The organism is Halobacillus sp. A1-3, from assembly GCF_050971765.1.
Taxonomy (GTDB): Bacteria; Bacillota; Bacilli; order Bacillales; family Halobacillaceae; genus Halobacillus; species Halobacillus mangrovi_B.
Map to the genome: position 1 here is coordinate 32,518 of NZ_JBPCEO010000014.1, position 26,599 is coordinate 59,116.

General features: G+C 43.0%; 44 protein-coding genes. 42 read left to right on the top strand and 2 right to left on the bottom strand.

The annotated features are described in order from the left end of the window. Window positions 1-103 precede the first annotated feature (103 nt). The 40 genes from tuf to ACRYKC_RS19585 all read left to right on the top strand — a co-directional run bounded on the left by tuf (window position 104) and on the right by ACRYKC_RS19585 (window position 23,763). Entirely contained in the window at window positions 104-1,294 is a 1,191-nt protein-coding gene (gene tuf, locus ACRYKC_RS19390) for an elongation factor Tu (protein ID WP_433809376.1), read from the top strand. An 820-nt stretch (window positions 1,295-2,114) separates the two neighbouring features. Continuing rightward, the gene (rpsJ, locus tag ACRYKC_RS19395; RefSeq protein WP_035511694.1) at window positions 2,115-2,423 is read left to right on the top strand and encodes a 30S ribosomal protein S10; all 309 of its coding nucleotides are present in this window, start codon (window positions 2,115-2,117) and stop codon (window positions 2,421-2,423) included. Between the two features lie 33 nt (window positions 2,424-2,456). Next, window positions 2,457-3,092: a 50S ribosomal protein L3 gene (gene rplC / locus ACRYKC_RS19400; protein WP_433809379.1), complete on the top strand. Its 636-nt coding sequence runs from the start codon at window positions 2,457-2,459 to the stop codon at window positions 3,090-3,092. A gap of 22 nt (window positions 3,093-3,114) precedes the next feature. Beyond that, a complete protein-coding gene (gene rplD / locus ACRYKC_RS19405; protein ID WP_433809381.1) occupies window positions 3,115-3,738 on the top strand; it encodes a 50S ribosomal protein L4 in 624 nt (207 codons plus the stop codon). Further along, window positions 3,738-4,025 (top strand): 50S ribosomal protein L23, encoded by a 288-nt coding sequence (gene rplW / locus ACRYKC_RS19410; RefSeq protein WP_085026892.1) that lies wholly within the window; start codon window positions 3,738-3,740, stop codon window positions 4,023-4,025. The genes rplD and rplW overlap by 1 nt, the downstream gene beginning before the upstream one ends. 34 nt (window positions 4,026-4,059) lie before the next feature. Then, a complete protein-coding gene (gene rplB, locus ACRYKC_RS19415; RefSeq protein ID WP_085026891.1) occupies window positions 4,060-4,893 on the top strand; it encodes a 50S ribosomal protein L2 in 834 nt (277 codons plus the stop codon). A 57-nt stretch (window positions 4,894-4,950) separates the two neighbouring features. Then, a complete protein-coding gene (gene rpsS / locus ACRYKC_RS19420; protein WP_085026889.1) occupies window positions 4,951-5,229 on the top strand; it encodes a 30S ribosomal protein S19 in 279 nt (92 codons plus the stop codon). Between the two features lie 19 nt (window positions 5,230-5,248). Beyond that, window positions 5,249-5,590, top strand: a complete 342-nt coding sequence (gene rplV, locus ACRYKC_RS19425; RefSeq protein ID WP_433809384.1) for a 50S ribosomal protein L22 — start codon at window positions 5,249-5,251, stop codon at window positions 5,588-5,590. 3 nt (window positions 5,591-5,593) lie between these two features. Next, window positions 5,594-6,235, top strand: a complete 642-nt coding sequence (rpsC, locus tag ACRYKC_RS19430) for a 30S ribosomal protein S3 (protein ID WP_035543749.1) — start codon at window positions 5,594-5,596, stop codon at window positions 6,233-6,235. 18 nt (window positions 6,236-6,253) lie between these two features. Next, window positions 6,254-6,688: a 50S ribosomal protein L16 gene (gene rplP, locus ACRYKC_RS19435; protein ID WP_433809386.1), complete on the top strand. Its 435-nt coding sequence runs from the start codon at window positions 6,254-6,256 to the stop codon at window positions 6,686-6,688. Beyond that, a complete protein-coding gene (rpmC, locus tag ACRYKC_RS19440) occupies window positions 6,678-6,878 on the top strand; it encodes a 50S ribosomal protein L29 (protein ID WP_008636054.1) in 201 nt (66 codons plus the stop codon). The genes rplP and rpmC overlap by 11 nt, the downstream gene beginning before the upstream one ends. 24 nt (window positions 6,879-6,902) lie before the next feature. After that, entirely contained in the window at window positions 6,903-7,166 is a 264-nt protein-coding gene (rpsQ, locus tag ACRYKC_RS19445; protein WP_035543753.1) for a 30S ribosomal protein S17, read from the top strand. 41 nt (window positions 7,167-7,207) lie between these two features. Next, window positions 7,208-7,576, top strand: a complete 369-nt coding sequence (rplN, locus tag ACRYKC_RS19450) for a 50S ribosomal protein L14 (RefSeq protein WP_085026885.1) — start codon at window positions 7,208-7,210, stop codon at window positions 7,574-7,576. Between the two features lie 39 nt (window positions 7,577-7,615). Further along, window positions 7,616-7,927 (top strand): 50S ribosomal protein L24, encoded by a 312-nt coding sequence (gene rplX / locus ACRYKC_RS19455; protein ID WP_085026883.1) that lies wholly within the window; start codon window positions 7,616-7,618, stop codon window positions 7,925-7,927. Window positions 7,928-7,953: 26 nt separating this feature from the next. Beyond that, complete coding sequence (gene rplE / locus ACRYKC_RS19460; protein ID WP_433809390.1) at window positions 7,954-8,493, top strand: 50S ribosomal protein L5; 540 nt, start codon at window positions 7,954-7,956, stop codon at window positions 8,491-8,493. A gap of 26 nt (window positions 8,494-8,519) precedes the next feature. Beyond that, on the top strand, window positions 8,520-8,705 hold the full coding sequence (locus ACRYKC_RS19465) for a type Z 30S ribosomal protein S14 (RefSeq protein WP_079477340.1): 186 nt from the start codon (window positions 8,520-8,522) through the stop codon (window positions 8,703-8,705). A 30-nt stretch (window positions 8,706-8,735) separates the two neighbouring features. Further along, window positions 8,736-9,134 (top strand): 30S ribosomal protein S8, encoded by a 399-nt coding sequence (gene rpsH / locus ACRYKC_RS19470; RefSeq protein WP_085026880.1) that lies wholly within the window; start codon window positions 8,736-8,738, stop codon window positions 9,132-9,134. Between the two features lie 31 nt (window positions 9,135-9,165). Further along, complete coding sequence (gene rplF / locus ACRYKC_RS19475; RefSeq protein ID WP_433809393.1) at window positions 9,166-9,702, top strand: 50S ribosomal protein L6; 537 nt, start codon at window positions 9,166-9,168, stop codon at window positions 9,700-9,702. Between the two features lie 35 nt (window positions 9,703-9,737). After that, window positions 9,738-10,100 (top strand): 50S ribosomal protein L18, encoded by a 363-nt coding sequence (gene rplR, locus ACRYKC_RS19480; RefSeq protein WP_085026876.1) that lies wholly within the window; start codon window positions 9,738-9,740, stop codon window positions 10,098-10,100. A 20-nt stretch (window positions 10,101-10,120) separates the two neighbouring features. Continuing rightward, window positions 10,121-10,618 (top strand): 30S ribosomal protein S5, encoded by a 498-nt coding sequence (gene rpsE / locus ACRYKC_RS19485; RefSeq protein ID WP_085026875.1) that lies wholly within the window; start codon window positions 10,121-10,123, stop codon window positions 10,616-10,618. Between the two features lie 18 nt (window positions 10,619-10,636). Next, window positions 10,637-10,819 carry a 50S ribosomal protein L30 gene (rpmD, locus tag ACRYKC_RS19490; protein ID WP_085026873.1) on the top strand — a complete coding sequence of 61 codons (183 nt, stop codon included), beginning with the start codon at window positions 10,637-10,639 and terminating at the stop codon, window positions 10,817-10,819. Between the two features lie 29 nt (window positions 10,820-10,848). Beyond that, window positions 10,849-11,289 carry a 50S ribosomal protein L15 gene (rplO, locus tag ACRYKC_RS19495; RefSeq protein WP_433809396.1) on the top strand — a complete coding sequence of 147 codons (441 nt, stop codon included), beginning with the start codon at window positions 10,849-10,851 and terminating at the stop codon, window positions 11,287-11,289. Further along, entirely contained in the window at window positions 11,289-12,581 is a 1,293-nt protein-coding gene (gene secY / locus ACRYKC_RS19500; protein ID WP_433809398.1) for a preprotein translocase subunit SecY, read from the top strand. Before rplO ends, secY begins: the two co-directional genes overlap by 1 nt. 41 nt (window positions 12,582-12,622) lie before the next feature. Next, window positions 12,623-13,276 carry an adenylate kinase gene (locus tag ACRYKC_RS19505; protein ID WP_433809400.1) on the top strand — a complete coding sequence of 218 codons (654 nt, stop codon included), beginning with the start codon at window positions 12,623-12,625 and terminating at the stop codon, window positions 13,274-13,276. Further along, the gene (gene map, locus ACRYKC_RS19510) at window positions 13,273-14,019 is read left to right on the top strand and encodes a type I methionyl aminopeptidase (protein ID WP_433809402.1); all 747 of its coding nucleotides are present in this window, start codon (window positions 13,273-13,275) and stop codon (window positions 14,017-14,019) included. Before ACRYKC_RS19505 ends, map begins: the two co-directional genes overlap by 4 nt. Before the next feature lie 16 nt (window positions 14,020-14,035). Next, a complete protein-coding gene (locus tag ACRYKC_RS19515) occupies window positions 14,036-14,371 on the top strand; it encodes a KOW domain-containing RNA-binding protein (protein ID WP_085026863.1) in 336 nt (111 codons plus the stop codon). Next, window positions 14,349-14,567: a translation initiation factor IF-1 gene (gene infA, locus ACRYKC_RS19520; protein ID WP_035543089.1), complete on the top strand. Its 219-nt coding sequence runs from the start codon at window positions 14,349-14,351 to the stop codon at window positions 14,565-14,567. The genes ACRYKC_RS19515 and infA overlap by 23 nt, the downstream gene beginning before the upstream one ends. A 28-nt stretch (window positions 14,568-14,595) precedes the next feature. After that, on the top strand, window positions 14,596-14,709 hold the full coding sequence (gene rpmJ, locus ACRYKC_RS19525) for a 50S ribosomal protein L36 (protein ID WP_002509257.1): 114 nt from the start codon (window positions 14,596-14,598) through the stop codon (window positions 14,707-14,709). Window positions 14,710-14,732: 23 nt separating this feature from the next. After that, on the top strand, window positions 14,733-15,098 hold the full coding sequence (gene rpsM, locus ACRYKC_RS19530; protein WP_433809464.1) for a 30S ribosomal protein S13: 366 nt from the start codon (window positions 14,733-14,735) through the stop codon (window positions 15,096-15,098). 29 nt (window positions 15,099-15,127) lie between these two features. Then, window positions 15,128-15,523: a 30S ribosomal protein S11 gene (rpsK, locus tag ACRYKC_RS19535; protein ID WP_085026859.1), complete on the top strand. Its 396-nt coding sequence runs from the start codon at window positions 15,128-15,130 to the stop codon at window positions 15,521-15,523. A gap of 176 nt (window positions 15,524-15,699) precedes the next feature. Beyond that, on the top strand, window positions 15,700-16,644 hold the full coding sequence (locus ACRYKC_RS19540) for a DNA-directed RNA polymerase subunit alpha (RefSeq protein WP_085026858.1): 945 nt from the start codon (window positions 15,700-15,702) through the stop codon (window positions 16,642-16,644). A 44-nt stretch (window positions 16,645-16,688) separates the two neighbouring features. Beyond that, on the top strand, window positions 16,689-17,048 hold the full coding sequence (rplQ, locus tag ACRYKC_RS19545) for a 50S ribosomal protein L17 (RefSeq protein WP_035543099.1): 360 nt from the start codon (window positions 16,689-16,691) through the stop codon (window positions 17,046-17,048). A gap of 214 nt (window positions 17,049-17,262) precedes the next feature. Beyond that, the gene (locus ACRYKC_RS19550) at window positions 17,263-18,102 is read left to right on the top strand and encodes an energy-coupling factor ABC transporter ATP-binding protein (protein WP_433809467.1); all 840 of its coding nucleotides are present in this window, start codon (window positions 17,263-17,265) and stop codon (window positions 18,100-18,102) included. Next, a complete protein-coding gene (locus tag ACRYKC_RS19555) occupies window positions 18,078-18,950 on the top strand; it encodes an energy-coupling factor ABC transporter ATP-binding protein (protein WP_433809469.1) in 873 nt (290 codons plus the stop codon). Before ACRYKC_RS19550 ends, ACRYKC_RS19555 begins: the two co-directional genes overlap by 25 nt. Continuing rightward, a complete protein-coding gene (locus ACRYKC_RS19560) occupies window positions 18,943-19,740 on the top strand; it encodes an energy-coupling factor transporter transmembrane component T family protein (protein ID WP_433809471.1) in 798 nt (265 codons plus the stop codon). Before ACRYKC_RS19555 ends, ACRYKC_RS19560 begins: the two co-directional genes overlap by 8 nt. Before the next feature lie 15 nt (window positions 19,741-19,755). Then, window positions 19,756-20,505: a tRNA pseudouridine(38-40) synthase TruA gene (gene truA, locus ACRYKC_RS19565; RefSeq protein WP_433809473.1), complete on the top strand. Its 750-nt coding sequence runs from the start codon at window positions 19,756-19,758 to the stop codon at window positions 20,503-20,505. 365 nt (window positions 20,506-20,870) lie between these two features. Next, on the top strand, window positions 20,871-21,308 hold the full coding sequence (gene rplM / locus ACRYKC_RS19570; RefSeq protein ID WP_433809475.1) for a 50S ribosomal protein L13: 438 nt from the start codon (window positions 20,871-20,873) through the stop codon (window positions 21,306-21,308). Between the two features lie 19 nt (window positions 21,309-21,327). Further along, window positions 21,328-21,720 carry a 30S ribosomal protein S9 gene (gene rpsI / locus ACRYKC_RS19575; protein ID WP_433809477.1) on the top strand — a complete coding sequence of 131 codons (393 nt, stop codon included), beginning with the start codon at window positions 21,328-21,330 and terminating at the stop codon, window positions 21,718-21,720. A 188-nt stretch (window positions 21,721-21,908) separates the two neighbouring features. Then, entirely contained in the window at window positions 21,909-22,631 is a 723-nt protein-coding gene (cwlD, locus tag ACRYKC_RS19580; protein ID WP_433809479.1) for an N-acetylmuramoyl-L-alanine amidase CwlD, read from the top strand. Between the two features lie 79 nt (window positions 22,632-22,710). Next, the gene (locus tag ACRYKC_RS19585) at window positions 22,711-23,763 is read left to right on the top strand and encodes an Mrp/NBP35 family ATP-binding protein (protein ID WP_433809481.1); all 1,053 of its coding nucleotides are present in this window, start codon (window positions 22,711-22,713) and stop codon (window positions 23,761-23,763) included. Window positions 23,764-23,805: 42 nt separating this feature from the next. Here ACRYKC_RS19585 and gerD read toward each other — a convergent pair whose 3' ends face one another. Next, window positions 23,806-24,462 (bottom strand): spore germination lipoprotein GerD, encoded by a 657-nt coding sequence (gene gerD / locus ACRYKC_RS19590; RefSeq protein WP_433809483.1) that lies wholly within the window; start codon window positions 24,460-24,462, stop codon window positions 23,806-23,808. A 134-nt stretch (window positions 24,463-24,596) separates the two neighbouring features. Between gerD and ACRYKC_RS19595 the strand changes: the two genes are divergently transcribed. Next, the gene (locus tag ACRYKC_RS19595) at window positions 24,597-25,196 is read left to right on the top strand and encodes a KinB-signaling pathway activation protein (RefSeq protein ID WP_433809485.1); all 600 of its coding nucleotides are present in this window, start codon (window positions 24,597-24,599) and stop codon (window positions 25,194-25,196) included. Window positions 25,197-25,237: 41 nt separating this feature from the next. Here ACRYKC_RS19595 and pdaB read toward each other — a convergent pair whose 3' ends face one another. Continuing rightward, window positions 25,238-25,996: a polysaccharide deacetylase family sporulation protein PdaB gene (gene pdaB / locus ACRYKC_RS19600; RefSeq protein ID WP_433809487.1), complete on the bottom strand. Its 759-nt coding sequence runs from the start codon at window positions 25,994-25,996 to the stop codon at window positions 25,238-25,240. Between the two features lie 120 nt (window positions 25,997-26,116). Here pdaB and ACRYKC_RS19605 point away from each other — a divergent pair, with 120 nt between their 5' ends. Further along, window positions 26,117-26,347, top strand: a complete 231-nt coding sequence (locus tag ACRYKC_RS19605; RefSeq protein WP_433809489.1) for a hypothetical protein — start codon at window positions 26,117-26,119, stop codon at window positions 26,345-26,347. Window positions 26,348-26,599: the final 252 nt, after the last annotated feature.

Below are 26,599 nucleotides of genomic sequence, written 5' to 3' on the forward strand. Positions count from 1 at the left end.
ATAACTTGTATTGTAAGCTTAGGAGTAATATACTTACTCCTGAGCTTCACATAAACTTTTAAACACTTAAAAAATGTTACTTATTTAAAGGAGGAAATATACAATGGGTAAAGAAAAATTCGACCGGTCCAAGTCCCACGTTAACATTGGTACAATTGGACACGTTGACCATGGTAAAACAACTCTAACTGCAGCGATCACTACAGTACTTCACAAGCGTTCTGGTTCTGGTTCTGCAATGGCTTACGATATGATCGATGGTGCTCCAGAAGAGCGCGAACGTGGAATCACAATCTCAACTGCACACGTTGAGTACGAAACAGAAACTCGTCACTATGCACACGTTGACTGCCCAGGTCACGCGGACTACGTTAAGAACATGATCACTGGTGCGGCACAAATGGACGGAGCGATCCTAGTTGTTTCTGCAGCTGACGGTCCAATGCCACAAACTCGTGAGCACATCCTACTTTCTAAAAACGTAGGTGTACCAGCTATCGTTGTATTCTTGAACAAAGTTGACATGGTAGACGACGAAGAGCTACTTGAACTAGTTGAAATGGAAGTTCGTGACCTTCTTTCTGAGTATGACTTCGATGGTGACGATGTACCAGTAATCAGCGGTTCTGCTCTTAAAGCTCTAGAAGGCGAAGAGCAGTACGAGCAAGCAATCTTCGATCTTATGGATGCAGTTGACGAGCATATCCCAACTCCAGACCGTGACACTGATAAACCATTCATGATGCCAGTTGAGGATGTATTCTCTATCACTGGTCGTGGTACAGTTGCAACTGGTCGTGTTGAGCGTGGACAAGTTAAAGTCGGTGATGAAGTTGAAATCATCGGTATGGCTGAAGAAGCTCGTAAGACTACAGTAACTGGTGTTGAAATGTTCCGTAAGCTTCTTGATTACGCTGAAGCTGGCGATAACATTGGTGCACTTCTTCGTGGTGTTAACCGTGAAGACATCAACCGTGGTCAAGTACTAGCTAAGCCTGGTTCTATCACTCCACACACAAACTTCAAAGCTGAAGTTTATGTACTAGCAAAAGACGAAGGTGGACGTCACACTCCATTCTTCTCTAACTACCGTCCACAGTTCTACTTCCGTACTACGGACGTAACTGGTGTAATTCAACTTCCAGAAGGCGTAGAAATGGTTATGCCTGGCGATAACGTTGAAATGACAGTAGAACTTATCTCTCCAATCGCGATCGAGGACGGAACTCGTTTCTCCATCCGTGAAGGTGGACGTACAGTAGGTTCTGGTGTTGTAACTGAAATCACTAAATAATTTCAGTTTCCACTATATAAAAGGCAGCAGGTTTTCACCTGCTGCCTTTTTTGTTTTTTCATTGTTCATACATTCTATTTGATTACGTAAGAAGAAACTTTGTCCTAATAAGGTTCTTTATTTTGAAAACTCTCGAGATTGTTGTGTGAAAATGGTGGATGGGAAAACGGCTCGCTTTCCGTGGGCATGTGCTGAGCCTCCTCAGACTTCGTCTTCCGGGGTCTCATCTAGCATGTTCATCCCACAGGAGTCTCGCCGTTTTCCCATCCACCATACGTTAGGAACAGAATCTTGAAAAGTTTTCTTAAAGTGGAAGTATATACGATTGCTGATGTTGATCCTTCCGAACTACAGATATGTCTTCTTCGATCAATGGGCAAATTGAACAAACAAGATTATTAGAACCTCATATGGCTAACTTATATATGTAAAGATATGAAAATAAAATTTAACCCATTAACTGTTGAAGAAGAGTCGTTGATTTGTTTTAATGGATAATGGATTAAATGAGTCGTAGGTAATTAGTGGAGTCGGCCTGGGGTGCTGGCTTTTTTAATACGTGAAATTCAATAATCCGTGTCGATTATCCTTGAAAATGTGCTGAAAGGTTAGTATAATGTTTTGAGGTGTTCGTAACAAAAAAATTATGGATTTATCCTTGCAATGACCGCATTTCTTCTATATAATGAATAATGTTGGTCATAAAAGGCGATGAAGCGAAAGGTTGTTGACACACCCGGCCCCTTTGCCATGGCTAGTGAGTCAAGTTTTTTCGCGGAGAATGTCTATTTTAAAAATGGGCGAAGAAGGAGGGAAAATAATGGCAAAAGAAAAAATTCGTATTCGTTTAAAAGCGTATGATCACAGAGTACTTGATCAGTCCGCTGAGAAAATCGTAGACACAGCGAAGCGCTCCGGAGCTAACGTATCTGGTCCGATCCCGCTTCCAACTGAACGTTCTGTTTACACAGTACTTCGTGCGACTCATAAGTATAAAGATGCTCGTGAGCAGTTCGAAATGCGTACGCACAAACGTCTAATCGACATTGTCAATCCAACGCCACAAACGGTTGATTCTCTAATGCGTTTGGATCTACCATCTGGTGTGGATATCGAAATCAAACTATAAATTTAATTTTTATATTAATAGGAGGTGTAACGGATGACGAAAGGAATCTTAGGACGCAAAGTCGGCATGACTCAAATCTTCTCTGAAGACGGAGAATTGATCCCTGTAACGGTTGTACAAGCTGAGCCAAACGTAGTTCTTCAGAAGAAGACTGCAGAAAACGATGGTTATGAAGCTATTCAACTAGGTTTTGCTGATGAAAAGTCTAATCGTTTGAAAAAAGCTGCTAAAGGCCATGCTGAAAAAGCAAACACAACACCTAAGCGCTACGTTCGTGAATTCCGTACTACAAACCTTGATGACTACGAACTAGGTCAAGAGGTTAAAGTTGATATTTTTGAAGCAGGAGAAGCAATTGATGTAACAGGAACTTCTAAAGGTAAAGGTTTCCAGGGTGCAATCAAGCGCCACAACCAATCTACTGGACCTAAAACTCACGGTTCCCGTTTCCACCGTCGCTCCGGATCCATGGGACAAGGTGCTGACCCATCCAAAGTATTCAAAGGTAAAGGTCTTGCAGGTCAAATGGGTGGAGAAACAGTAACGCTTCAAAACCTTGAGGTAGTTAAAGTAGACGCCGAGCGTAACTTGCTACTAGTCAAAGGTAACGTACCTGGTGCGAAAAAATCGTACGTTAAGATTTCAAGTGCAGCTAAGGCTAGCAAATAAATAACGGAAGGGAGGATATGTCATGCCTAAAGTAGCACTATTAAACCAAGGCGGCTCTAACGTTGGAGAAATCGAACTAAATGACGCTGTTTTTGGTATTGAACCTAATACTCACGTATTACACGAAACTGTGTTGATGCAACGCGCGAATCTTCGCCAAGGCACACACAAAGTAAAAGGACGCTCTGAAGTTAGTGGCGGAGGCCGCAAACCATGGCGCCAAAAAGGGACTGGACGTGCGCGTCAAGGGTCCATCCGTGCACCACAATGGGTAGGCGGTGGAACTGTATTTGGTCCTACACCACGTAGCTACAGCTACACAATGCCTAAGAAAGTACGTCGTTTAGCTCTTCAGTCTGCTTATTCTTCAAAAGTTAAGGAAGACAACATCATCGTTCTTGAAAGTCTATCTCTAGACGCTCCAAAAACGAAAGAAGTTGTAAGCATTCTAAATGCGCTAGATGTCAACGAAAAAGCATTGATTGTAACTGCAGAGAAAGACGAAAATGTCGTTCTTTCTTCTAACAACATCCCTACAGTTAAAACTCTATCTGTAGAAGAAGTAAGTGTGTTGGATCTTCTAACGCATGACAAGCTGATCCTTACTAAGGAAGCAGCTGAAAAAGCAGGGGAGGTGCTCTCATAATGAAAGAACCACGCGATATCATTAAGCGCCCCGTCATTACTGAACATTCTGCTGATCTTATGGGAGAAAAGAAATATACGTTTGAAGTTAGCCCGAAAGCTAACAAAACTGAAATTAAAAAAGCAGTTGAAGAAATCTTTGGTGTAAGTGTTGAATCTGTTAACACTATGAACCTAAAAGGTAAATTCAAGCGTATGGGCCGTTACGGCGGTTATCGTTCTGATCGTAAGAAAGCAGTTGTCAAGTTGACTCAAGACAGTGAAGAACTAGAATTCTTTGAAGTATAAACTATAAATCTTATTCGAGAAGGAGGGAAAAAAGATGGCGATTAAAAAGTTCCGACCAATTACTAACGGTCGCAGACACATGACAGTATCTGATTTCGCTGAAATCACTACTGACAAACCTGAACGCTCCCTTGTCACACCACTTCATAAAAAAGGTGGACGTAACAACCAAGGTAAGCTGACAGTTCGTCATCAAGGCGGAGGTCACAAGCGTCAATACCGTATCATCGACTTTAAGCGTGATAAAGATGGAATACCAGGACGCGTTGCTACGATCGAATACGATCCGAACCGTTCCGCTAACATCGCACTTATCAACTATGTTGATGGTGAAAAACGTTACATCCTAGCTCCAAAAGGAGTTAAGGTTGGTACAGAAATCATTTCTGGTGAAGGTGCAGATATCAAACCAGGTAATGCTCTTCAATTGAAAGACATTCCTGTTGGTACAATCATTCACAACGTAGAACTTAAACCAGGACGTGGTGGACAGCTTGTACGCTCTGCTGGTGCATCTGCACAAATTCTTGGACGTGAGGAAAAGTACACACTAGTACGTCTTACATCCGGAGAAGTACGTCTGGTACTAAGCACTTGCCGTGCGACAATCGGTCAAGTCGGTAACCTAGAGCACGAATTGATCAGCGTTGGTAAAGCTGGACGTTCTCGTTGGAAAGGTAAACGCCCTACAGTACGTGGTTCTGTAATGAACCCTAGTGATCACCCACACGGTGGTGGTGAAGGACGTGCACCAATCGGTATGCCTTCTCCAGTAACTCCATGGGGTAAACCAACTCTTGGTTACAAGACAAGAAAACGCAACAAGCCGTCTGATAAATATATCGTACGTCGACGTGGTAAAAAATAACGGGGTTGTTGGACGGGAGATAACACCCGTCTTGCAATCACGAAGGGAGGTTTATTCATGGGCCGCAGCCTGAAAAAGGGACCTTTTGTAGATGATCATTTAATGAAAAAAGTTGAGAAGTTGAACGAAGACAATAAACACCAAGTGGTGAAGACATGGTCTCGTCGTTCTACTATCTTCCCAAACTTTGTCGGACACACACTTGCCGTTTATGACGGTCGTAAACACGTACCAGTTTATGTAACAGAAGACATGGTAGGTCATAAACTAGGTGAATTCGCGCCAACCCGTACGTTCAAGGGACACTCTGGCGACGATAAGAAAACAAAACGCTAAATAGAGAGGAGGCACTCTAATGCAAGCTAAAGCAGTTGCTAAAACCGTTCGTATCGCTCCTCGTAAAGCTCGTCTAGTTATTGATTTGATTCGAGGAAAAGATGTAGGTGAAGCGCTAGCGACATTACGTCTGAAACAACGCGGTGCATCACCAGTAATTGAAAAAGTTCTTAACTCTGCGATCGCTAACGCAGAACACAACTATGAATTGGACCCGGAAAACCTATACGTTTCCGAAGCGTTTGTAAACGAAGGGGTAACTCTTAAACGTTTCCGCCCTCGTGCTATGGGCCGCGCAAGCCAAATCAACAAACGCACAAGCCACATCACAGTGGTCGTATCAGAAAAAAAGGAGGGATAATCAGTGGGTCAAAAAATTAATCCGGTAGGTCTTCGTATCGGCGTTATCCGTGACTGGGAGTCTAAATGGTACGCTGGTAAAGACTACGCTGACTTGTTGCATGAAGACATTAAGATTCGTGAATTTGTTGAAAATCGTCTGAAAGATGCTGCTCTATCTACTGTTGAGATCGAACGTGCAGCTAACCGTGTAAACATCACTGTCCACACGGCTAAACCAGGAATGGTTATCGGTAAAGGCGGTTCTGAAGTTGAAGCACTTCGTAAAGCTCTTAACCAACTAACTGGCAAACGTGTACACATCAACATCGTTGAAGTGAAGAAGCCAGATCTTGACGCTACTCTTGTAGCTGACAATATTGCACGTCAATTGGAAAACCGTGTATCTTTCCGTCGTGCTCAGAAACAAACAATCCAACGCGCTATGCGTGCAGGAGCTAAAGGTATTCGTACCCAAGTATCTGGTCGTCTAGGTGGCGCGGATATCGCTCGTGCTGAATATTACAGTGAAGGAACAGTACCACTACACACACTTCGTGCAGACATCGATTACGGAACTGCAGAAGCTGACACCACATACGGTAAACTTGGTGTTAAAGTGTGGATCTATCGTGGCGAAGTCCTTCCAACGAAAACAGACAAATAAGGAAGGGGGAAAAGCATTATGTTAATGCCAAAACGTGTTAAGTATCGTCGTCAACACCGCACTAGCCTTAAAGGCCGCGCTAAAGGTGGCACTGAGGTATCGTTCGGTGAGTATGGTTTACAAGCAATTGATCCAGCGTGGATCACAGCCCGTCAAATCGAGGCAGCGCGTATTGCGATGACTCGTTATATGAAACGTGGCGGTAAAGTATGGATTAAAATCTTCCCTGACAAACCTTATACTGCTAAACCCCTAGAAGTTCGAATGGGTTCCGGTAAAGGTGCTCCAGAAGGTTTCGTAGCTGTTGTGAAACCAGGGAAAATTATGTTCGAGATCGCAGGAGTTTCTGAAGAGGTGGCTCGCGAAGCACTTCGTCTTGCTTCCCACAAACTTCCGATCCGTACGAAATTCGTAAAACGTGAAGAAATTGGTGGTGAAATCAATGAAGGCTAATGAGATCCGTGAATTAACCACTGCCGAAATTGAACAAAAAGTTAAGTCTCTTAAAGAAGAACTTTTCAACCTACGTTTCCAACTGGCAACAGGTCAACTTGAGAACACTGCACGTATTCGTGAAGTTCGCAAGTCTATCGCACGCATGAAAACTGTTGCTCGTGAACGTGAGCTAGGTGTAAATAACTAATAGATGAGAGGAGGTCACCCTCACATGACTGAACGTAACAATCGTAAAGTTTATACTGGTCGTGTCGTATCTGACAAAATGGATAAAACAATCACGGTTTTAGTAGAAACTTATAAGTTCCACAAGCTTTACGGCAAACGCGTAAAGTATTCCAAGAAATTCAAAGCTCATGACGAAAACAACCAGGCGAAAAATGGAGACATCGTTCGCATTATGGAAACTCGTCCACTATCAGCATCCAAGCGTTTCCGTCTGCTAGATGTTGTTGAAGAGTCTGTTATTATCTAATTTAGATCGCTCGGATTTATTCCGAAGGGAGGTTACATGGTATGATTCAACAAGAATCTCGTCTGAAAGTTGCAGATAACTCAGGTGCGCGTGAAATCCAAACAATCAAAGTTTTGGGTGGATCTGGCCGTAAGACCGCAAACATTGGTGACATCATCACCGCAACGGTGAAACAAGCAACACCAGGAGGCGTTGTTAAAAAAGGTGATGTCGTTCAAGCGGTTATCGTACGTTCTAAGAGCGGAGTTCGCCGTAAAGATGGTTCCTACATTCGTTTTGATGAAAACGCAGCAGTAATTGTACGTGATGACAAAGGACCACGCGGTACTCGTATCTTTGGACCGGTAGCTCGTGAACTTCGTGATGCTAAGTTCATGAAGATCGTATCTCTTGCTCCAGAAGTACTATAAAGACTGAATGAAATGCCTTGTTAAGGAGGTGCGCGAAGCATGCACGTGAAAAAAGGTGACAAAGTAATGGTTATTACTGGTAAGGATAAAGGCAAACAAGGAACTGTCCTTGAAGCTTATCCAAAGAAAGATCGTGTTCTTGTTGAAGGTGTGAACGAAGTGAAGAAACACGCTAAACCTTCTCAAGAGAACCCACAAGGTGGAATCTTGACACAAGAAGCAGCGATCCACGTATCCAACGTATTACCAATTGACCCGAAAACTGGTGAACCAACACGCGTTGGTTATAAAGTTGATAACGGAAAGAAAGTTCGTATCGCGAAAAAATCTGGTGAAGCGCTAGATAAATAACCCGTAGATGAAAGGAGGGCCACACGATGAACGAACTAAAGAAAAAATACACTGATGAAATTGTTCCATCTCTGATGAACAAATTTGAATATGATTCTGTAATGCAAACACCTAAGATCGAAAAGATCGTCATTAACATGGGTGTTGGTGATGCTGTTCAAAATGCGAAAGCACTTGACACTGCAGTAGAGGAACTGACTCTAATCACAGGTCAAAAACCAATGATCACTAAAGCGAAGAAATCAATTGCAGGTTTCCGTCTGCGTGAAGGCATGCCAATCGGTGCGAAGGTAACTCTTCGTGGCGAGCGCATGTACGAATTCTTCCAAAAGCTTATCTCAGTATCTCTTCCACGTGTGCGTGACTTCCGTGGAATTTCTAAGAAAGCTTTTGACGGCCGTGGAAACTACACTCTAGGTGTTAAAGAACAATTGATTTTCCCAGAAATTGATTACGATAAAGTTAACAAAGTTCGTGGTATGGACATCGTAATTGTCACTACTGCTGACTCTGATGAAGAAGCCCGTGAACTATTAGCTCAATTCGGTATGCCGTTCCAAAAATAACGAGCTAACCATAAGGAGGGAAAATTGTGGCTAAAAAATCAATGGTAGCGAAGCAAAAGCGCAAGCAGAAGTACCAAGTACGTGAATACACGCGCTGCGAACGCTGCGGACGTCCACACTCCGTACTTCGTAAATTCAAACTGTGCCGTATTTGTTTCCGTGAACTTGCATATAAAGGACAAATCCCTGGTGTCAAAAAAGCCAGCTGGTAAACCCGAAACAGGGAAGGAGGTAAATGAGTTATGACAATGACAGATCCAATTGCAGATATGCTGACGCGTATTCGTAACGCTAACATGGTGCGTCACGAGAAGCTTGAGCTTCCAGCTTCCAACGTTAAAAAAGAAATCGCTGATATCCTTAAACGTGAAGGTTTTGTACGTGATTATGAATTTGTTGAAGACAACAAACAAGGTGTTCTTCGCATCTTCCTTAAATACGGTCAAAACAATGAGCGCGTAATTACTGGTGTTAAACGTATCAGTAAGCCAGGTCTACGTGTTTACGCTAAAGCCGAAGAGCTTCCGAAAGTTCTTAACGGTCTAGGTGTAGCCGTTGTATCTACTTCAAAAGGTGTACTAACAGATAAAGAAGCTCGCGAACAAGCCATCGGCGGCGAAGTTCTAGCTTACATCTGGTAAAAATTCTGAACAGACAGGAGGTGCAAAAACTATGTCTCGCGTAGGTTTAAAATCACTTGAAATCCCTGAGGGTGTAGAAATCAAACAAGATAACAATACAATCACGGTCAAAGGTCCAAAAGGTGAACTTACTCGTACGTTCCACCAGGACATTACAGTAAAAATTGAAGACAACGTTCTTACTGTTGAACGTCCTAGCGATCACAAAGAACACCGTGCTCTTCACGGAACTACACGCAGCCTGATCGGTAACATGGTTGAAGGTGTATCTAAAGGTTATGAAAAGAACCTTGAAATCATCGGTGTAGGTTACCGTGCGCAGAAACAAGGTCAAACGGTTGTCATTAACGCTGGATACTCTCACCCAGTAGAAGTTGAAAACCGTGAAGGAATCGAAATCGAAGTTCCATCTAACACAAAAGTTACTGTTAAAGGTATCGATAAAGAACTAGTCGGAGCTGTTGCAGCGAAGATTCGTGCAATCCGTCCTCCAGAGCCTTATAAAGGTAAAGGAATTCGTTACGAAGGCGAATATGTACGCAGAAAAGAAGGTAAGACAGCTAAATAAGGTTCTTAGGTAATGTATAGAAAGGAGTGACCCAGATGATCACGAAGGCAGACAAAAATGTCGTGCGTAAAAAACGTCATGCCCGCGTTCGTAAAAATGTTTTCGGAACAGCTGAACGCCCGCGTTTGAACGTATATCGCTCTAACAAACACATCTATGCTCAACTAATCAACGATGAAAGCCAAGTCACTGTAGCAAGTGCGTCTACTATGGACAATGGTTTCGATCTAGATGTTACTGGTAACGTAGAAGCTGCACAAAAAGTCGGTGAAATGGTTGCTAAACGTGCCATTGACAACGGAATTAAAAGCGTTGTTTTTGACCGCGGAGGTTACTTGTACCATGGACGTGTGAAAGCACTAGCAGAAGCCGCTCGCGAAGCCGGCCTAGAATTTTAATAGTTAAAGGAGGGACATATATGGTTACAAACATCGACCCTAATAAACTGGATCTTGAAGAACGCGTAGTAACGATTAATCGTGTAGCAAAAGTTGTTAAAGGTGGTCGCCGCTTCCGTTTTGCTGCATTGGTTGTTGTAGGAGATAAAAATGGTCATGTCGGTTTCGGTACTGGTAAAGCTCAAGAGGTACCTGAAGCGATCAAAAAGGCTATTGATGATGCGAAGAAAAATCTAATTACAGTACCAATTAAAGATACGACGATTCCACACGAAATCACAGGACGTTTTGGTGCAGGCAGCATTCTTATGAAGCCAGCTTCAGAAGGTACTGGAGTTATCGCTGGTGGTCCTGTACGTGCTGTCCTTGAGCTTGCGGGTGTTCATGACATCCTATCTAAGTCTCTTGGTTCTAACACACCTATTAACATGGTGCGTGCTACAATCACTGGACTTAGCGAGCTTAAGCGCGCAGAAGACGTTGCACGACTTCGTGGGAAATCCGTAGAAGAACTGTAGGATAAGGAGGGAAATACAATGGCTAAAAAGTTAGAAATTACCCTCACGCGCAGTGTTATTGGTAGACCGCAAGATCAACGCTCTACTGTCAAGGCGCTAGGTCTTAATAAGATCCGTCAAACTGTCGTTCTTGAAGATAACCCAGCGATCCGAGGTATGGCTAATAAGGTGTCTCACCTTGTATCGATCAAAGAAGTATAATCATAGATAAGAATTAAGGAGGTGCTCGTATGAAACTGCATGAACTAAAAGCAGCTAAAGGCTCTCGTAAAGAACGTAACCGCGTTGGTCGTGGAATGGCTTCTGGTAATGGTAAAACATCCGGCCGTGGTCATAAAGGTCAAGGTCAGCGTTCTGGTAGTAAAACTCGCCCAGGTTTTGAAGGTGGTCAAATGCCACTATTCCAACGCCTGCCTAAGCGTGGTTTCACCAACGTTCACCGTAAGGAATTCGCGATTATCAACCTAGAAGCCCTAAACCGCTTTGAAGAAGGTACTGAGGTTACACCTGAACTATTGCTAGAGTCTGGTGTAGTAAGCAATCAGAAATCTGGAATCAAAGTTCTAGGTAAAGGTTCAATCGAGAAAAAACTTACAGTGAAAGCTCATAAGTTCTCTGCTTCCGCAAAAGAAGCGATTGAAGCAGCGGGCGGTCAAACTGAGGTGATTTAATGTTCCGGACAATCTCCAATTTTATGCGCGTGAGTGATATTCGACGGAAAATTATCTTCACTTTATTGATGCTCGTTGTTTTTCGCTTGGGAACATTTATCCCTGTTCCTTTCACGAACAGAGATGCTATTAATTTTATGGATGAACAGAATGCGTTCGGATTTCTGAACACATTCGGAGGCGGGGCATTGCAAAACTTCTCCATCTTCGCGATGGGAATCATGCCCTACATTACAGCCTCCATTATCATGCAGTTATTGCAAATGGATGTTGTGCCCAAGTTTGCAGAATGGAAAAAGCAGGGTGAAGTTGGTCGTCGAAAATTAGCTCAGTTTACCCGCTATGGAACGATTGTTCTTGCTTTCATCCAGGCAATTGGGATGTCCATTGGTTTTAACGCTCTGGCAGGAGGTCAGTTGATCGTAAATCCAGGCGTAACCAAATTCCTAGTCATTGCTCTTGTGCTGACAGGCGGGACAGCTTTCCTCATGTGGCTTGGTGAGCAAATCACTGCACATGGAGTTGGAAATGGTATTTCCATTTTAATTTTCGCAGGAATCGTTGCTGCGATCCCAACAGGTGTTAATCAGTTGTATGACCAGTATATTTCCGGTGCAGGAGAGGAACTGTTCATCAATCTCGTTATCATCGCGTTGATCGCTTTAGTCATCGTTGCGGTTGTGGTGGGTGTTATTTTCATCCAGCAAGCCCTTCGTAAGATTCCAATTCAGTATGCGAAGCGCTTAGTAAACCGTTCTCCAGTAGGTGGACATTCAACTCACCTACCATTGAAAGTCAATGCCGCAGGGGTAATCCCAGTCATCTTTGCGATTTCCTTTATTATCGCACCAAGAACGATTGCTGGATTCTTTGAAAATAGCGAAGTAGCCTCTGTGATTCAATATATTTTTGATTATCAGAACTGGCCTGGAATGATTATCTATGTAGCGTTAATCATTGCCTTCACATATTTCTATACATTTGTTCAGGTAAACCCGGAACAAATGGCAGAAAACTTGAAGAAGCAAGGCGGTTATATTCCGGGAATTCGTCCTGGTGCAAATACTGAAACGTATTTGACTCGTGTTATGTACCGTTTAACGTTCGTAGGTTCCATCTTCCTAGCAGCTGTATCTATTCTTCCGATTATTCTAGGTTCAGTGGCACAACTGCCACCGACTGTTCAAATCGGCGGAACAAGCTTACTCATCGTTGTCGGTGTTGCACTTGAGATGATGAAGCAGCTTGAGAGTCAGCTAGTGAAACGCCACTATGAAGGTTTTATTAAATAATTAGTGAGTAACTAATGAATAATGAGAGCGAGGGGAACACGTTGAATTTAATTCTGATGGGTCTCCCAGGTGCCGGCAAGGGCACTCAGGCGGAGAAGATAGTAGAAAAATATAACATCCCTCATATCTCAACTGGAGATATGTTCCGTTTAGCTATCAAAGAAGGAACAGAACTTGGTAAAGAAGCTAAATCTTACATGGACAAAGGTGAACTGGTTCCAGATGAAGTAACAATCGGAATCGTTCGCGAGCGTCTAAGCAAGCCAGATTGTGAAAAAGGATTTCTGCTTGATGGGTTCCCTAGGACGATCGCTCAGGCGGAAGCTCTTGAGAACCTGTTGAATGATATGGACGAATCATTAGATTATGTTCTTCATATCGACGTTCCACAAGACCAACTCGTCGAGCGTCTGACTGGACGACGCATCTGCCCGACATGCGGTGCCACATATCACGTTGTATTCAATCCTCCGAAAGAGGAAGGCAAATGTGATCATGATGGTTCTGAATTGATTCAAAGGGAAGACGATCAGCCGGAAACCGTTAAAAAGCGTCTTGAGGTGAATGTAGAGCAAACACAGCCATTGCTTCATTTCTACCAGGACAAAGGATATCTAGTATCCTTTGAAGGTGATAAAGATATCAATGAAGTATTCAAGGATATTGACAAAAAGCTTGGAGACCTTAATTCATGATTATTTGTAAGACTCCACGGGAATTAGATATTATGCGGGAAGCCGGAAAAATTGTGGCTTTAACGCACCAAGAGTTGGAACGTAACATCCAACCAGGTATAACTACTGGAGAATTGGATAAGATTGCTGATAGATTCATACGCAGTATGGATGCAATCCCATCTTTTAAAGGTTATAATGGATTCCGTGGTAGTATTTGCACATCGGTTAATGAAGAGCTCGTCCATGGAATCCCGGGAGACCGGGTTTTGAATGACGGAGATATCATCAGCATCGATATCGGTGCCAAATACAAGGGTTATCATGGTGACTCGGCCTGGACGTATCCGGTCGGCACTGTGAATGAGGAAGCCATGGAATTGTTGAGAGTTACGGAAAAGTCGCTTTTCCAAGGACTTGATGAAGCAAAACCAGGTGAACGCCTTTCAAATATATCCCACGCCATTCAAAGCTACGTAGAATCGGAAGGCTTTTCGATTGTGCGTGAGTATGTGGGCCATGGAGTAGGTCAGGAACTGCATGAGGATCCTCAAATTCCTCATTATGGTCCTCCTAACAAAGGTCCGCGTCTGAAGCCTGGGATGGTGTTGGCAGTCGAACCAATGGTTAACGCAGGGTCTCGCTATGTGAAGACACTGGCTGACCGTTGGACGGTAGTTACGAAAGATGGTAAAATGTGTGCGCATTTCGAACACACCGTCGCGATTACGGAAGAGGGTTACGAAATCTTAACTAAATCCTAAATGAAGGTGATCGTTTTTGAACGAATCTGAGTCGAGTCCACGAATAGGTCAAATTGTTCGTATCGTGCAGGGGCGTGAGGCAGGACAGTACGCGGTTGTAATCGATGTGCTGGATGGCCGCTTTGTGCTGCTTGCCGACGGAGAGAAACGTAAGTATGATCGACCAAAGAAAAAGAACTTGCAGCATATTGAGCTTATGGATTTCATCTCTCCGGAAGTCCAGAACAGCCTTCTAGAAACTGGTCGCGTCACAAATGGCAAACTCCGCTTTGCCGTGTCTAAATATGTCAATGAACTAGTGACTGATTTGAAGAAGGGAGATCAACTCGATGGCGAAAGACGATGTTATTGAAGTAGAAGGGACGATCGTTGAAACCTTACCGAACGCACAGTTCAAGGTAGAACTCGAGAACGGTCATACCGTTTTAGCTCATGTTTCTGGTAAAATTCGTATGCACTTCATCCGAATCTTGCCTGGAGACAAAGTAACGGTAGAACTTTCCCCTTATGATTTGACAAAAGGTCGTATAACGTACCGTTACAAATAAAACTCCGATATTAAAGGAGGTATGGACGATGAAGGTAAGACCTTCTGTAAAACCAATTTGCGAAAAATGCAAAGTCATCAAACGTAAAGGTAAAGTCATGGTTATCTGTGAAAACCCTAAGCATAAACAAAAACAAGGTTAATCTGAAGGAGGTGCACGTACCACATGGCACGTATAGCAGGTGTAGATATTCCTCGCGATAAGCGCGTGGCAATTTCACTAACGTATGTATTTGGAATCGGTAAATCCCTAGCTAAAGAAATCCTAGCAGAAGCTGGTGTTTCTGAAGATACTCGCGTTCGTGACCTAACAGAAGACGAATTGACTAAAATCCGTCAAGCTGTAGAAAATCACAACGTTGAAGGTGACCTTCGCCGTGAGAACTCTCTAAACATCAAACGTTTGATTGAGATCGGTTCTTACCGCGGAATCCGCCACCGTCGCGGACTTCCAGCTCGCGGACAGAAAACGAAAAACAATTCTCGTACACGTAAAGGCCCACGTCGTACAGTGGCTAATAAACGTAAATAATAGAAACGTAAAGGAGGTAAGCTAACTATATGGCACGTAAAGGAAACACTCGCAGTCGTAAGCGTCGCGTGAAAAAGAATATAGAGACAGGAATGGCTCACATTCGCTCTACATTCAACAACACCATCGTAACCATTACTGATGTTCAAGGTAACGTAATCAGCTGGAGCAGCGCTGGTGCTTTAGGATTTAAAGGATCCCGTAAATCCACTCCTTTCGCTGCGCAAATGGCTTCTGAAGCTGCAGCAAAAGATGCAATGGATAACGGTATGAAATCACTAGAAGTTACAGTAAAAGGCCCTGGTGCTGGTCGTGAAGCAGCGATCCGTTCACTACAAGCAGCAGGTCTTGAAATCACGGCAATCCGTGACGTAACTCCAGTACCACACAATGGTTGCCGTCCACCAAAACGTCGTCGCGTATAATAGTTCTGAATAGAATTTGTCACCCTGTCTATAATGGGTTATGATAGCTTTTATCACAGCACCGCAGTAGACAGAATCATATGCAGTTGTCTTATTTTGGACTGCCTACCTGAGGAATTTCGGTTAGACCATTGTCTAACCGGGGTTTCGACGTTTTGAAGGAGGGTTTTTTGTAAATGATCGAAATTGAAAAGCCAAAAATTGAGACGGTTGAGATCACCGATGAGTCCACTTTTGGTAAGTTCGTCGTAGAACCGCTTGAACGTGGGTATGGTACAACTCTAGGGAACTCCTTGCGTCGTATCCTATTATCCTCACTTCCTGGCGCTGCTGTAACATCTGTTCAAATCGACGGGGTACTTCACGAATTCTCAACTATTGATGGAGTCGTGGAGGACGTAACCACAGTCATTTTGAACCTAAAGAAACTAGCTTTGAAGATTTATTCTGAAGAAGAGAAGACTTTAGAGATTGATGTACAGGGTGAAGGAAAAGTAACTGCAGCTGACATTACGCACGATAGTGATGTGGAAGTTCTAAATCCAGATCTTCATATCGCTACACTAGACAGCACGGCTAGCCTTCGTATGCGTATTACAGCTGAACGAGGCCGAGGATATCGTCCGGCTGAAGGAAATAACCATGAAGATTTACCAATCGGCGTAATTCCAGTTGACTCTATTTTTACGCCTGTATCCCGTGTGACGTACCAAGTAGAGAATACAAGAATTGGTCAAACATCCAACTTCGATAAACTGACGTTAGACGTTTGGACTGACGGAAGTATTCGTCCGGAAGAGGCGATCTCTCTTGGAGCCAAAATCTATATGGAACACCTCAATATCTTTGTCGGCTTGACTGATGAAGCTCAAAAAGCTGAAATCATGGTTGAGAAAGAAGAGGACCAAAAAGAGAAGGTTCTTGAGATGACGATCGAAGAGCTTGACCTCTCTGTTCGTTCTTACAATTGCTTGAAACGCGCTGGGATTAATACAGTGCAGGAACTTGCGAACAAATCTGAAGAAGATATGATGAAGGTTCGTAACCTTGGTCGCAAGTCACTTGAAGAAGTGAAGCACAAATTGGATGAACTGGGATTAGGTTTACGAAAAGACGATTAATAAATAGATCACATCTAAGAGTTTCTGAAAGGGAGGGATAACGAATGGCTAGAAAACTAGGACGTACTACTGATCAACGCATGGCGCTGCTTCGTAACTTAGCGACAGACTTGATCATCCATGAACGTTTAGAAACAACAGAAGCTAAAGCGAAAGAGCTTCGTTCTGTTGTAGAGAAGATGATTACACTAGGTAAACGCGGCGATTTACATGCCCGTCGTCAAGCTGAGTCATTCCTTTACAACGCTAAAGCTGACGGTGAAGGAGAGCAAACAGCACTTCAAAAGCTATTCTCTGACATCGGCCCACGCTATGAGGACCGTCAAGGTGGATACACTCGCGTGCTTAAGCTAGGCGAACGTCAAGGTGACGGAGCTAAAATGGCGATCATTGAACTAGTTTAATGAATACCATTAGTGTAAAAGGGCAGGACTGATCTCATCGTGAGGTTGAATCCAGCCCTTTTTTTATGGTTTAAAACGTAACTTGTATCGTTTATAGATATGAAAGATGCTCCGTTTAGAAATCTTTAAAGCTATGTAGAATAATGAGAAATGAAGATAGGAAATCTTGTCGTATTTCCTGGGAAATAGTCAGGTGAGCAGAGGGGGAAGGAGAATGGAACAGAGCCAGATCGAGTTTAGAAACGTTTCTTTTCGTTACCAGGAGAATATGCCTTGGGTTTTGAAGAATGTAAGCTTCACAATTGACGCGAATGAGTGGGTAGCCATCATTGGGCATAATGGTTCTGGAAAATCTACTATTGCCAAGCTGATGAACGGTTTGTTGTTTCCGGAAGAAGGGGAAATCCATGTTAATGGCAAAAAGGTAGAACCAGAAACGGTTTGGGATGTTAGAAAACAAGTAGGGATGGTTTTCCAAAACCCTGATAACCAGTTTGTTGGCACAACGGTACGCGATGATGTCGCCTTTGGTATGGAGAATCACGGCATGCCGCGAGAGTTGATGATCGAACGAATTCATCAAAGCTTAGAAGCCGTTAAGATGTCAGAATACCTGCGTCATGAACCCCACCGCTTATCAGGCGGCCAAAAACAGCGAGTGGCTATCGCCAGCGTTCTTGCCGTATCACCGAAATACATTATTTTAGATGAAGCGACAGCCATGCTAGACCCTAAAGGGCGAAAAGAAATTATGAGGACGATCCGGGAAGTACAAGAACAACGGAACCTCTCTTTAATCACAATTACACACGACTTGAAGGAAGTGACCCAGGCAAGCCGGGTACTTGTGATGAACCAGGGAGAGGTCTGGATGGAAGGCACTCCAAGGGATGTATTTTCCAAAAAGGATCAGTTAATCAAAATTGGCTTAGATACTCCTTTCGTTAGCAAACTTGCAGATCAATTACGGACTGCGAGTATGCAGCTTTCACGTGAGCCACTCAATCACCAGGAGTTGTTGGAGGAACTATGGACATTACGTTCGAGAATGTAAGTTATGTGTACCAACCCAATAGTCCGTTTGAGCACCGCGCATTGAATGACCTTTCTTTTTCTATCCAATCGGGGTCATTCGTGGCGATCATCGGCCATACGGGTTCTGGGAAGTCGACGTTGATCCAACATCTCAATGGGCTTTTACAGCCGACAGATGGAAAAGTATCAATCGGTGAGTATCAGATGAAGGCTGGAGAAAAAAATAAAGATTTGAAAAAACTCCGGGAAAAAGTTGGTGTCGTTTTTCAATATCCTGAGCATCAGTTGTTTGAAGAAACAGTTGCCAAAGACATCGCTTTCGGTCCACAAAACTTTGGAGTCGAAGAGGAAGAGATTTCAAGAAGGACCAAAGAAGCGATTCAAGCCACCCATTTGCCGGAAGAACTGCTCGAGCGTTCTCCTTTTGATCTAAGTGGAGGGCAAATGAGAAGGGTCGCTATATCGGGTGTACTGGCAATGAACCCTGAAGTGCTCGTATTGGATGAACCGACAGCTGGGCTTGATCCAAACGGTCAAAGAGAAATCATGGATATGTTCCATCACCTTCATAAAACGAAGCAGCTTACAACGATACTTGTGACGCACAGTATGGAGGATGCTCTCGCCTATGCGGACCACATTATTATTCTTAATCACGGTGAAGTATATCGGGAAGGTACACCGCTTGAGATCTTTAAACAACAAGAAGCGCTTAAAGCTGTTCAGCTTGATGTGCCAGAAGTCATAGAGTTTATATCGAAAGTGAACGAGGAATTTAACACGGCTATAGAATATAAGGGCCAGACGATAGCAGAGTTAGCAAAGGAATTGGCTCAAATGATGGAAGGGGGCCGCGATCATGAGTAGTTCATTGATTATCGGCCAGTTCATCCCTGGCGATTCAGTTGTACACCGCATGGATCCCAGGTCTAAAATCGCCATTATCTTTTTCTTTGTCGTGATCGTATTTTTTGCTAATTCTGTTATGAGCTATGGGCTGCTCGCGTTATTTGCTATCGGCAGTGCCTTGTTATCCAGAATTCCTTTTCCATATATTATGAAAGGATTAAAGCCTGTCTGGTTTTTAATCATTTTTACTTTCATTCTGCATTTGCTCGTCACAAGACAAGGTGATGTAGCGTTCAGTGTGTTTGGGTGGGAAGTCTATGAAGAAGGGCTGATTCAGGGCGCTGCGATATCTCTTCGCTTCTTTTTATTAATACTGGTGACATCAATGCTTACACTGACTACTACACCGATAGAGATTACTGATGCTATTGAAGAACTGTTAGGTCCTTTGAAAAAGGTGCGCTTCCCTGTCCATGAGCTTGCCCTGATGATGTCTATATCCTTGCGTTTTATCCCGACACTTATGCAGGAAACAGAAAAAATCTCTAAGGCTCAGGCTTCTAGAGGTGTAGACTTCCGCACAGGGTCCTTTAAAGACCGTATAAGAGCCGTTATCCCACTCTTGGTCCCTTTGTTCGTCAGCGCCTTTAAACGCGCTGAGGAGCTTGCTATGGCTATGGAGGCACGAGGCTATCAAGGTGGAGAAGGCCGAAGTAAGCTAAGAGAGCTTAGAATAGGTAAATTGGATATTTATCTCTATATCCTCTTTATTCTTTTAGTCATCGGTCTGTTTTTGACTCGAAGCTAACAGGAGGAAAAAACCATGGAACGTTTAAAAGCGATTATCCAGTACGATGGCACCCATTATGCAGGCTATCAAATCCAGCCAAACGGGAATACGGTGCAGGCAGAGATGGAAAAGGCACTCTCCAAAATGCATAAAGGACGAAAAGTTAAAGTAACGGCATCTGGCAGAACCGATTCTGGTGTTCATGCGCTCGGACAAGTAATTCACTTTGATACCGACTTGAATATCCCCGTCGGAAATTGGAAACGGGCCCTTTCTTCAATGCTGCCTCAGGATATTTACGTTTCATCTGTGGAGCAGGTGGGCCGAGATTTTCACGCACGATATGATGCAAAAGGGAAAGAATACCGTTACTTTATTTGGAACGATCAAGAGCCGAATATTTTCAAACGGCACTATCGTTACCATATAAAAGCTGATTTAGATGTAGCGTCAATGCAGCAAGCGTGTAAGTATATTGAGGGAGAGCATGATTTCACCTCCTTCTGTTCACCACGGACCGATATAAAAGGAGACAAAATCCGTCTAATCCATGAAGCTTCTGTGCATAAAGAGGGAGAAGAGCTTGTCTTTGTATTCAGAGGATCAGGATTTTTATATAATATGGTTCGTATTTTGGTAGGGACGCTTGTAGAAGTGGGACGACATGATAGAGACCCTGGTGAGATTCCTATGATCATTGAAGCTAAGGAACGTGAGGCTGCAGGAAAGACGGCGCCTCCTCAAGGTCTGTTTTTATGGGAAGTTTTCTATGATGGGGATTGAATGCCCAGAGAAGGAGCAGGCATATCGGTGAAGGAGCAGTGGATATCAGCGAACGTCGATATATATCAGCGATAGAGGGCCCTTTATCGGCGAACGCCGATATATATCAGCATTCGCTGATAATAAGGATACCGTACGTCGCTTGTATTAAGCTTTTCGGGGTTGACCAAGGCGATTCAACACGCAAATTATAAAAAAACAACGATTCCTGGTGTACACCTCTTGACATCGGTGATTAGAGTGTTATATTATATTCTATGGCATTTTATTTCTATACCACGATTAGCCCCGGAAACTAATCGTATTTGAGATAAATATTCGTAACTAAAGATTTGTGAAACTAACAATTCAGGAGGGAAACCGACATGCGCACAACTTTCATGGCAAATGAAAACAACGTGGAACGTAAATGGTATGTTGTCGACGCTGCAGGACAGACACTTGGCCGTTTAGCAAGCGAAGTTGCTGCGATCCTTCGCGGTAAGAACAAACCGACATACACTCCACACGTAGATACTGGTGATCACGTTATCATCATTAACGCTGGTGAGATTCAACTAACAGGAAACAAGATCAACGATAAGGTCTATTATCGTCACTCTAACCACCCTGGTGGTTTGAAATCACGTACGGCAAACGAAATGCGTAATAAATACCCTGAGCAAATGCTAGAACTTGCTGTAAAAGGTATGCTTCCAAAAGGAAGCCTTGGACGTAAAATGGGCAAAAAACTTCATGTTTACGCTGGCTCTGATCACAAACATGAAGCACAACAACCAGAAGTTTACGAACTTCGCGGATAATAAAAGGAGGTAATCAAGAGTGGCACAAGTACAATACACTGGTACTGGACGTCGTAAGAGCTCAACAGCTCGTGTACGCCTAGTCCCTGGAACTGGTCGTGTAGTAGTTAATAAACGTGATGCTGAAGATTTCTTCCCATATGAAACTCTTCGCATGATTTTGAAACAGCCTCTAGCTGTTACAGAAACCGAAGGAAGCTATGACGTTCACGTAAACGTTCATGGTGGAGGTTTCACTGGACAAGCGGGTGCGATCCGTCACGGAATCGCTCGTGCACTATTAGAAGCAGATCCTGAATACCGCACAACACTTAAGCGTGCAGGTCTTCTAACTCGTGACGCACGTATGAAAGAGCGTAAGAAATACGGTCTTAAAGGTGCTCGTCGTGCACCACAATTCTCCAAACGTTAAGATATCAACGTTTCAAAGGCTCTCAACCAAATTGGTTGGGGGTCTTTTTTTACATTCTGTTATTTCCAAATAATGTTACCTCAGGTCATCCAGATTCTGGATGACCTGAGGAGGGAATGCATTCGAATCATATTTCTGGCCCTTGTCCCATATAGTGAGGTAGAGAGAACAAGGGAGTGTGGGGATGGATGATTCGTCGTATGAAAACTTTCGTTTGGTTAGCGGGAATAGTAGCTCTCGTTTGGCTTGTATCATATCCCATCCAGGAGGCCAAAGACGCCTGGACGGTTTGGTCATCACCGCTATCAGGAAAGGTAATCGTTATTGATCCGGGGCATGGAGGACCGGATGGCGGAGCGGAAGGGTCAGACGGAACACAGGAGAAAGAAATCACTTTGCAGATGAGTGAATACCTAAGAGACTATCTTCAAGAAGCAGGAGCCCTTGTATATTTAACGAGGTATGAGGATACAGATTTGTCTTCTGAGGGTGCAGGCAGTTTGTCTAGAAGGAAATCTGAAGATATTAGGAATCGTGTACAATATATTGAAGAAAAGGAAGCCGACTTCTACTTGAGTATCCATTTAAATGCTATTCCATCTTCGAAGTGGAGAGGTGCTCAAACATTTTATAACCCGAATATGGATGAAAGTGAATATTTGGCTAAGTTTATTCAATCTGAAATAAAAACTAACCTTGAGAATACGACAAGAGAATCTCTGGGATTATCAAATATTTATCTACTACGAAACGTGAAAGCCCCAGGCGCTCTAGTTGAGGCGGGTTTTTTGTCCAATCCTGAAGAACGTGAATTGTTGAAGTCGGATGATTATCAGCGTAAGATGGCTGCCTCTATTTATCAGGGTGTCTTACGTTATGTAACTGAACGTGAATATCCATCGGGTAATTGATTGAAGCAAATCACTTAGAAAGCGTTTCATGTATGTTATACTAGCACTACTGAAACATTTCTAAGGATGGTGAAACGGTTTGCTAACACAAGAGAAAGTACTTGAAATCCTAAACTCAATCGAAGATCCGTTTTTACATAAAACGTTGGAAGAAACCGGTGGGGTTGAAGAGATAAAGATTAAAGAAGAGAAAAACCACGTAAGTGTGAAGATATTAATCGCGAAGACCAACACGGCTGAACAAATGGAGCTTCAGCAAACGATTGTTAATGCATTGAAAAACGGCGGTGCCGCTACAGTCGGTCTTCGTTTCGATCAATTACCAGATGAGGTTCTCAACAAATTCCAGCCGGAAGCAGAGAAGCAACAAGAAGCTTCATTGCTGGATGGCGGTGCAGATACAAAGTTCATCTCTATTGCCAGTGGTAAAGGTGGCGTAGGAAAATCAACGGTTACAGTTAACTTAGCGGTTGCTCTGACTCGTTTAGGGAAAAAAGTTGGAATTATCGATGCGGATATCTACGGATTCAGTGTACCGGATATGATGGGAGTCGAGGAACGTCCTGTCGTTCGTGGTGAAAAAATCATCCCAGTTGAACGCTTTGGTGTGAAGTTAGTGTCCATGGGCTTCTTCGTTGAGGATAATTCTCCGATTATTTGGCGTGGCCCTATGTTAGGGAAAATGCTGACAAGCTTTTTCAAGGAAGTTGAATGGGGAGATCTTGATTATTTACTTCTTGATCTGCCGCCCGGAACCGGAGATGTCGCGCTTGATGTCCATTCTATGCTTCCGTCATCGAAGGAAATTATCGTTACGACTCCACACCCGACAGCAGCATTTGTAGCTGCCCGTGCTGGTCAAATGGCTCTGAAAACAGACCACGAAATTCTTGGGGTCGTTGAAAACATGGCTTACTTTGAAAGTAAAGAAACAGGGAATAAAGAATTCGTCTTCGGTCGTGGAGGCGGTGTGAAATTGGCAGAACAGCTGCAGACAGATGTATTAGGGCACATTCCTTTGCAGCAGCCTTATGAAGAAGAGGATGTATTTGCTCCATCCGTATACCAGGCTGATCATCCGACAGGAGTCATCTATAGGAATATGGCTGCAAAAATCATTTCCAAATATTAAATAAAAAATCACGCTTTCCCATAACGGGATCGCGTGATTTTTTTATGAGGATTGTCCGCCTTGGCCTTCGCCTTGTCCGCCGCCAGATTCGTCGGATTGTTGACCTCCGCCTTGGCCGCCCTGTCCGCCTTGACCACCTTGTTGACCTTCGCCGCTTTTCATTTTTTCAGCTGCTTTTAACAAGGTTTCACTCATCTTAGCTTGGAATACAGGACTGTTTACTGTTTCTTCGATCGTTTTTTCGAGGTGAGCACGGAACTTCTGGCCTTCCATTACAGTAACCATTTGTTCCATCATTTCTGGGTTTTTGTATAAATCAATCATCAGCTTCTGATATTCAGCATCTTTCATAAGGCCCTTTGTTAAATCTTTCTGTTGATCTTTAAGGACCTTGCTGAAATCTTGGACAAACTTAGGATCAGAAAAAAGTTTGGTCCAGAATTCTTTTCCTTTTTCTGAAACTAATGTGTCGCTGACGGCTTGAGATACAACTTCCGATTCGAGGGCCATTGATTGCTGCATCTTTTCATCAGACAGAACTTCCGTAATAGCCTTCTTCCCGTCATCGGTTTTTAAAATATCGACAATCATTTTCTTTGTGGTATCGTAGTCCGCCTGTTCACTTGCTCCCGCGTTGCCGCCACAGGCAGCTAGGAAAACAAGAAGGAAGACAGGACACAACAATCGGAGTATGGACATTTTGCATGTCCCCTTTCTTTAATTCTCCTTATGTTTACTATCTGCTATTCGACAAATTTTATACGACATGAGGAAAATTGAAGCGCTTCATGATAAAATACGATGGTGAAGTCTTTGTAATAGGGGGAACATTCGTGAATAGTCGCAAATGGGTGAGGCTGTTTTTAACGACGCTGTTGCTTGGCGGAGTATTAACACTCGTGACCAGTTTTATATTTAAACAAGAAGCATATGTAGATGTGCTTCAACCTTTTCAGTTCATTGAACTAATCGGATTGTTGTTATTTTTTACGGGATTTGGTTTTATATTCAGTATCATAAGTCAAATGGGCTTTTTTGCATATTTGACAGTTAATCAATTTGGAAAAGGTGTTTTCCGTTCGTTATGGACACCTGTTCAGTTGTTCTTAATTGCTTTTACATTATTTGATCTGGTTTACTTTAGGTATCAAGCTGCTGAAGGTGCATCCTTATGGCCGTTTTTAATCACAGCGCTGGGTTTATTTGCTTTATCCTTGATTGTGGCGTGGGTCAAAGCAAACGAAACGAATAAAACCGCGTTTATTCCTGCTTTATTTTTTATGGTTGTTGTAACAACAGTTGAATGGGTGCCAGCTCTGAGAGCGGGTGGGAATGATTACATTTGGCTGATGATCATTTCTTTGTTTGCCTGTAACGCCTATCAATTATTGCTCTTGCATCGATTGACGAATGAACAGAAAGCAACTGCATAAAATAACAGAAGCCACTGCGATAATCTTCGCAGTGGCTTTCATTAGTTAATTTGAGTTGTTTCTGATTCACTTCCGCTGACTAATTCCGTAATGCTTACCAACTTCAACCCTTTTTGTTTTAAACCTGGAAGTATGACTTCAAGTGCTTTAGGGGTCTGTTTCACAGAATCTGAAGCGTGAAGAAGAATGATATCACCTTTCGATCCCTTATTTAATACTTGGTCTATAATCTCGTTTGTGCCAGGGTTTTCCCAGTCACGAGGATTTACACTCCATTGCACAGCTTGCATTCCTTCCTTTTCAATCAGCTTCAAGACCTCTTTATCCATGTGGCCGTGCGGCGGACGTATCCACTTTATATCCTCGTATCCCAATTTATCAAATGCTTCTTTTGCTTGTCTTAAATCGGCAGCCACTTGCTCGGGTTTCAGTTCAAGGTAACTTTCATATCCGTAACCCATCATGCCAATCTCATGTTTACCTTCTTGGATCTCATCCATAATATCAGGATGTCGTTCCGCCCACTCTCCACTGACAAAGAAAGTAGCTTGTGTCTTATGAGTTTCCAGTTGTTTCAGGATTTCGTGGACCTTATCGTTTCCCCAGCTAATGTTAAAGGTTAGCGCCACAAGGGATTGATCCTTACTCCCTTGACTCAGGGCCCTGGGTTCACCATTATTCGAAAAAACAGGAAGTTGACTCCACTGACCGATCCAGAGCATAACAGCACAGAACAAAGCCAGTATTACAACGATTCCATACCTTTTTAAACGATTAGCTTTCCATGTGTAAAAAGTCAATCCCTTCACTTCCCTTCTTACCAATATGTTCTATACATATGAAAAAACGGACAACCTATGCTAAAAATACTGAAAATAGGGTAAAAATATAAAGAGTTGCTAATCAGGGAGGTTCTGGTGATGTACGGAATAATGATTAATGAACAAGAGAGACGCGAAGTCGAGTATTTGCTAAAAAGAGAAATGGAAGAGATTATGTTTGATTTAGGTGATCATAGAATTGACCAAAACTTAAAGAATGCAATGGAAGACCGATATGAAGTTCTATTCCAGATTTTCCGTAGGTTTGCCAATCGTGATGAAATACTACAATATCTGCCGCGTAAGAAAAAACAAAACGAAACTAGATGAACAAAAGCCCCGGTTGTCTTCCGGGGCTTTTGCTTGGTGTCATAAAGAAATGGAAGACTTTTTGATAAAAGATAAGAAAAATTGATATAAAGTATTGCAATTCGCTTTTGTTCTATGCTATATTATTAATCGTTGTCGGGAAAGACGAATGCGAATCAGCAAGTCAAAAAGTACCGAGATAAAAATCATGAAAAAGTTATTGACAGCAATAACAAACCATGATAAATTAGTAAGCGTCGCTTTAAAAGAGAA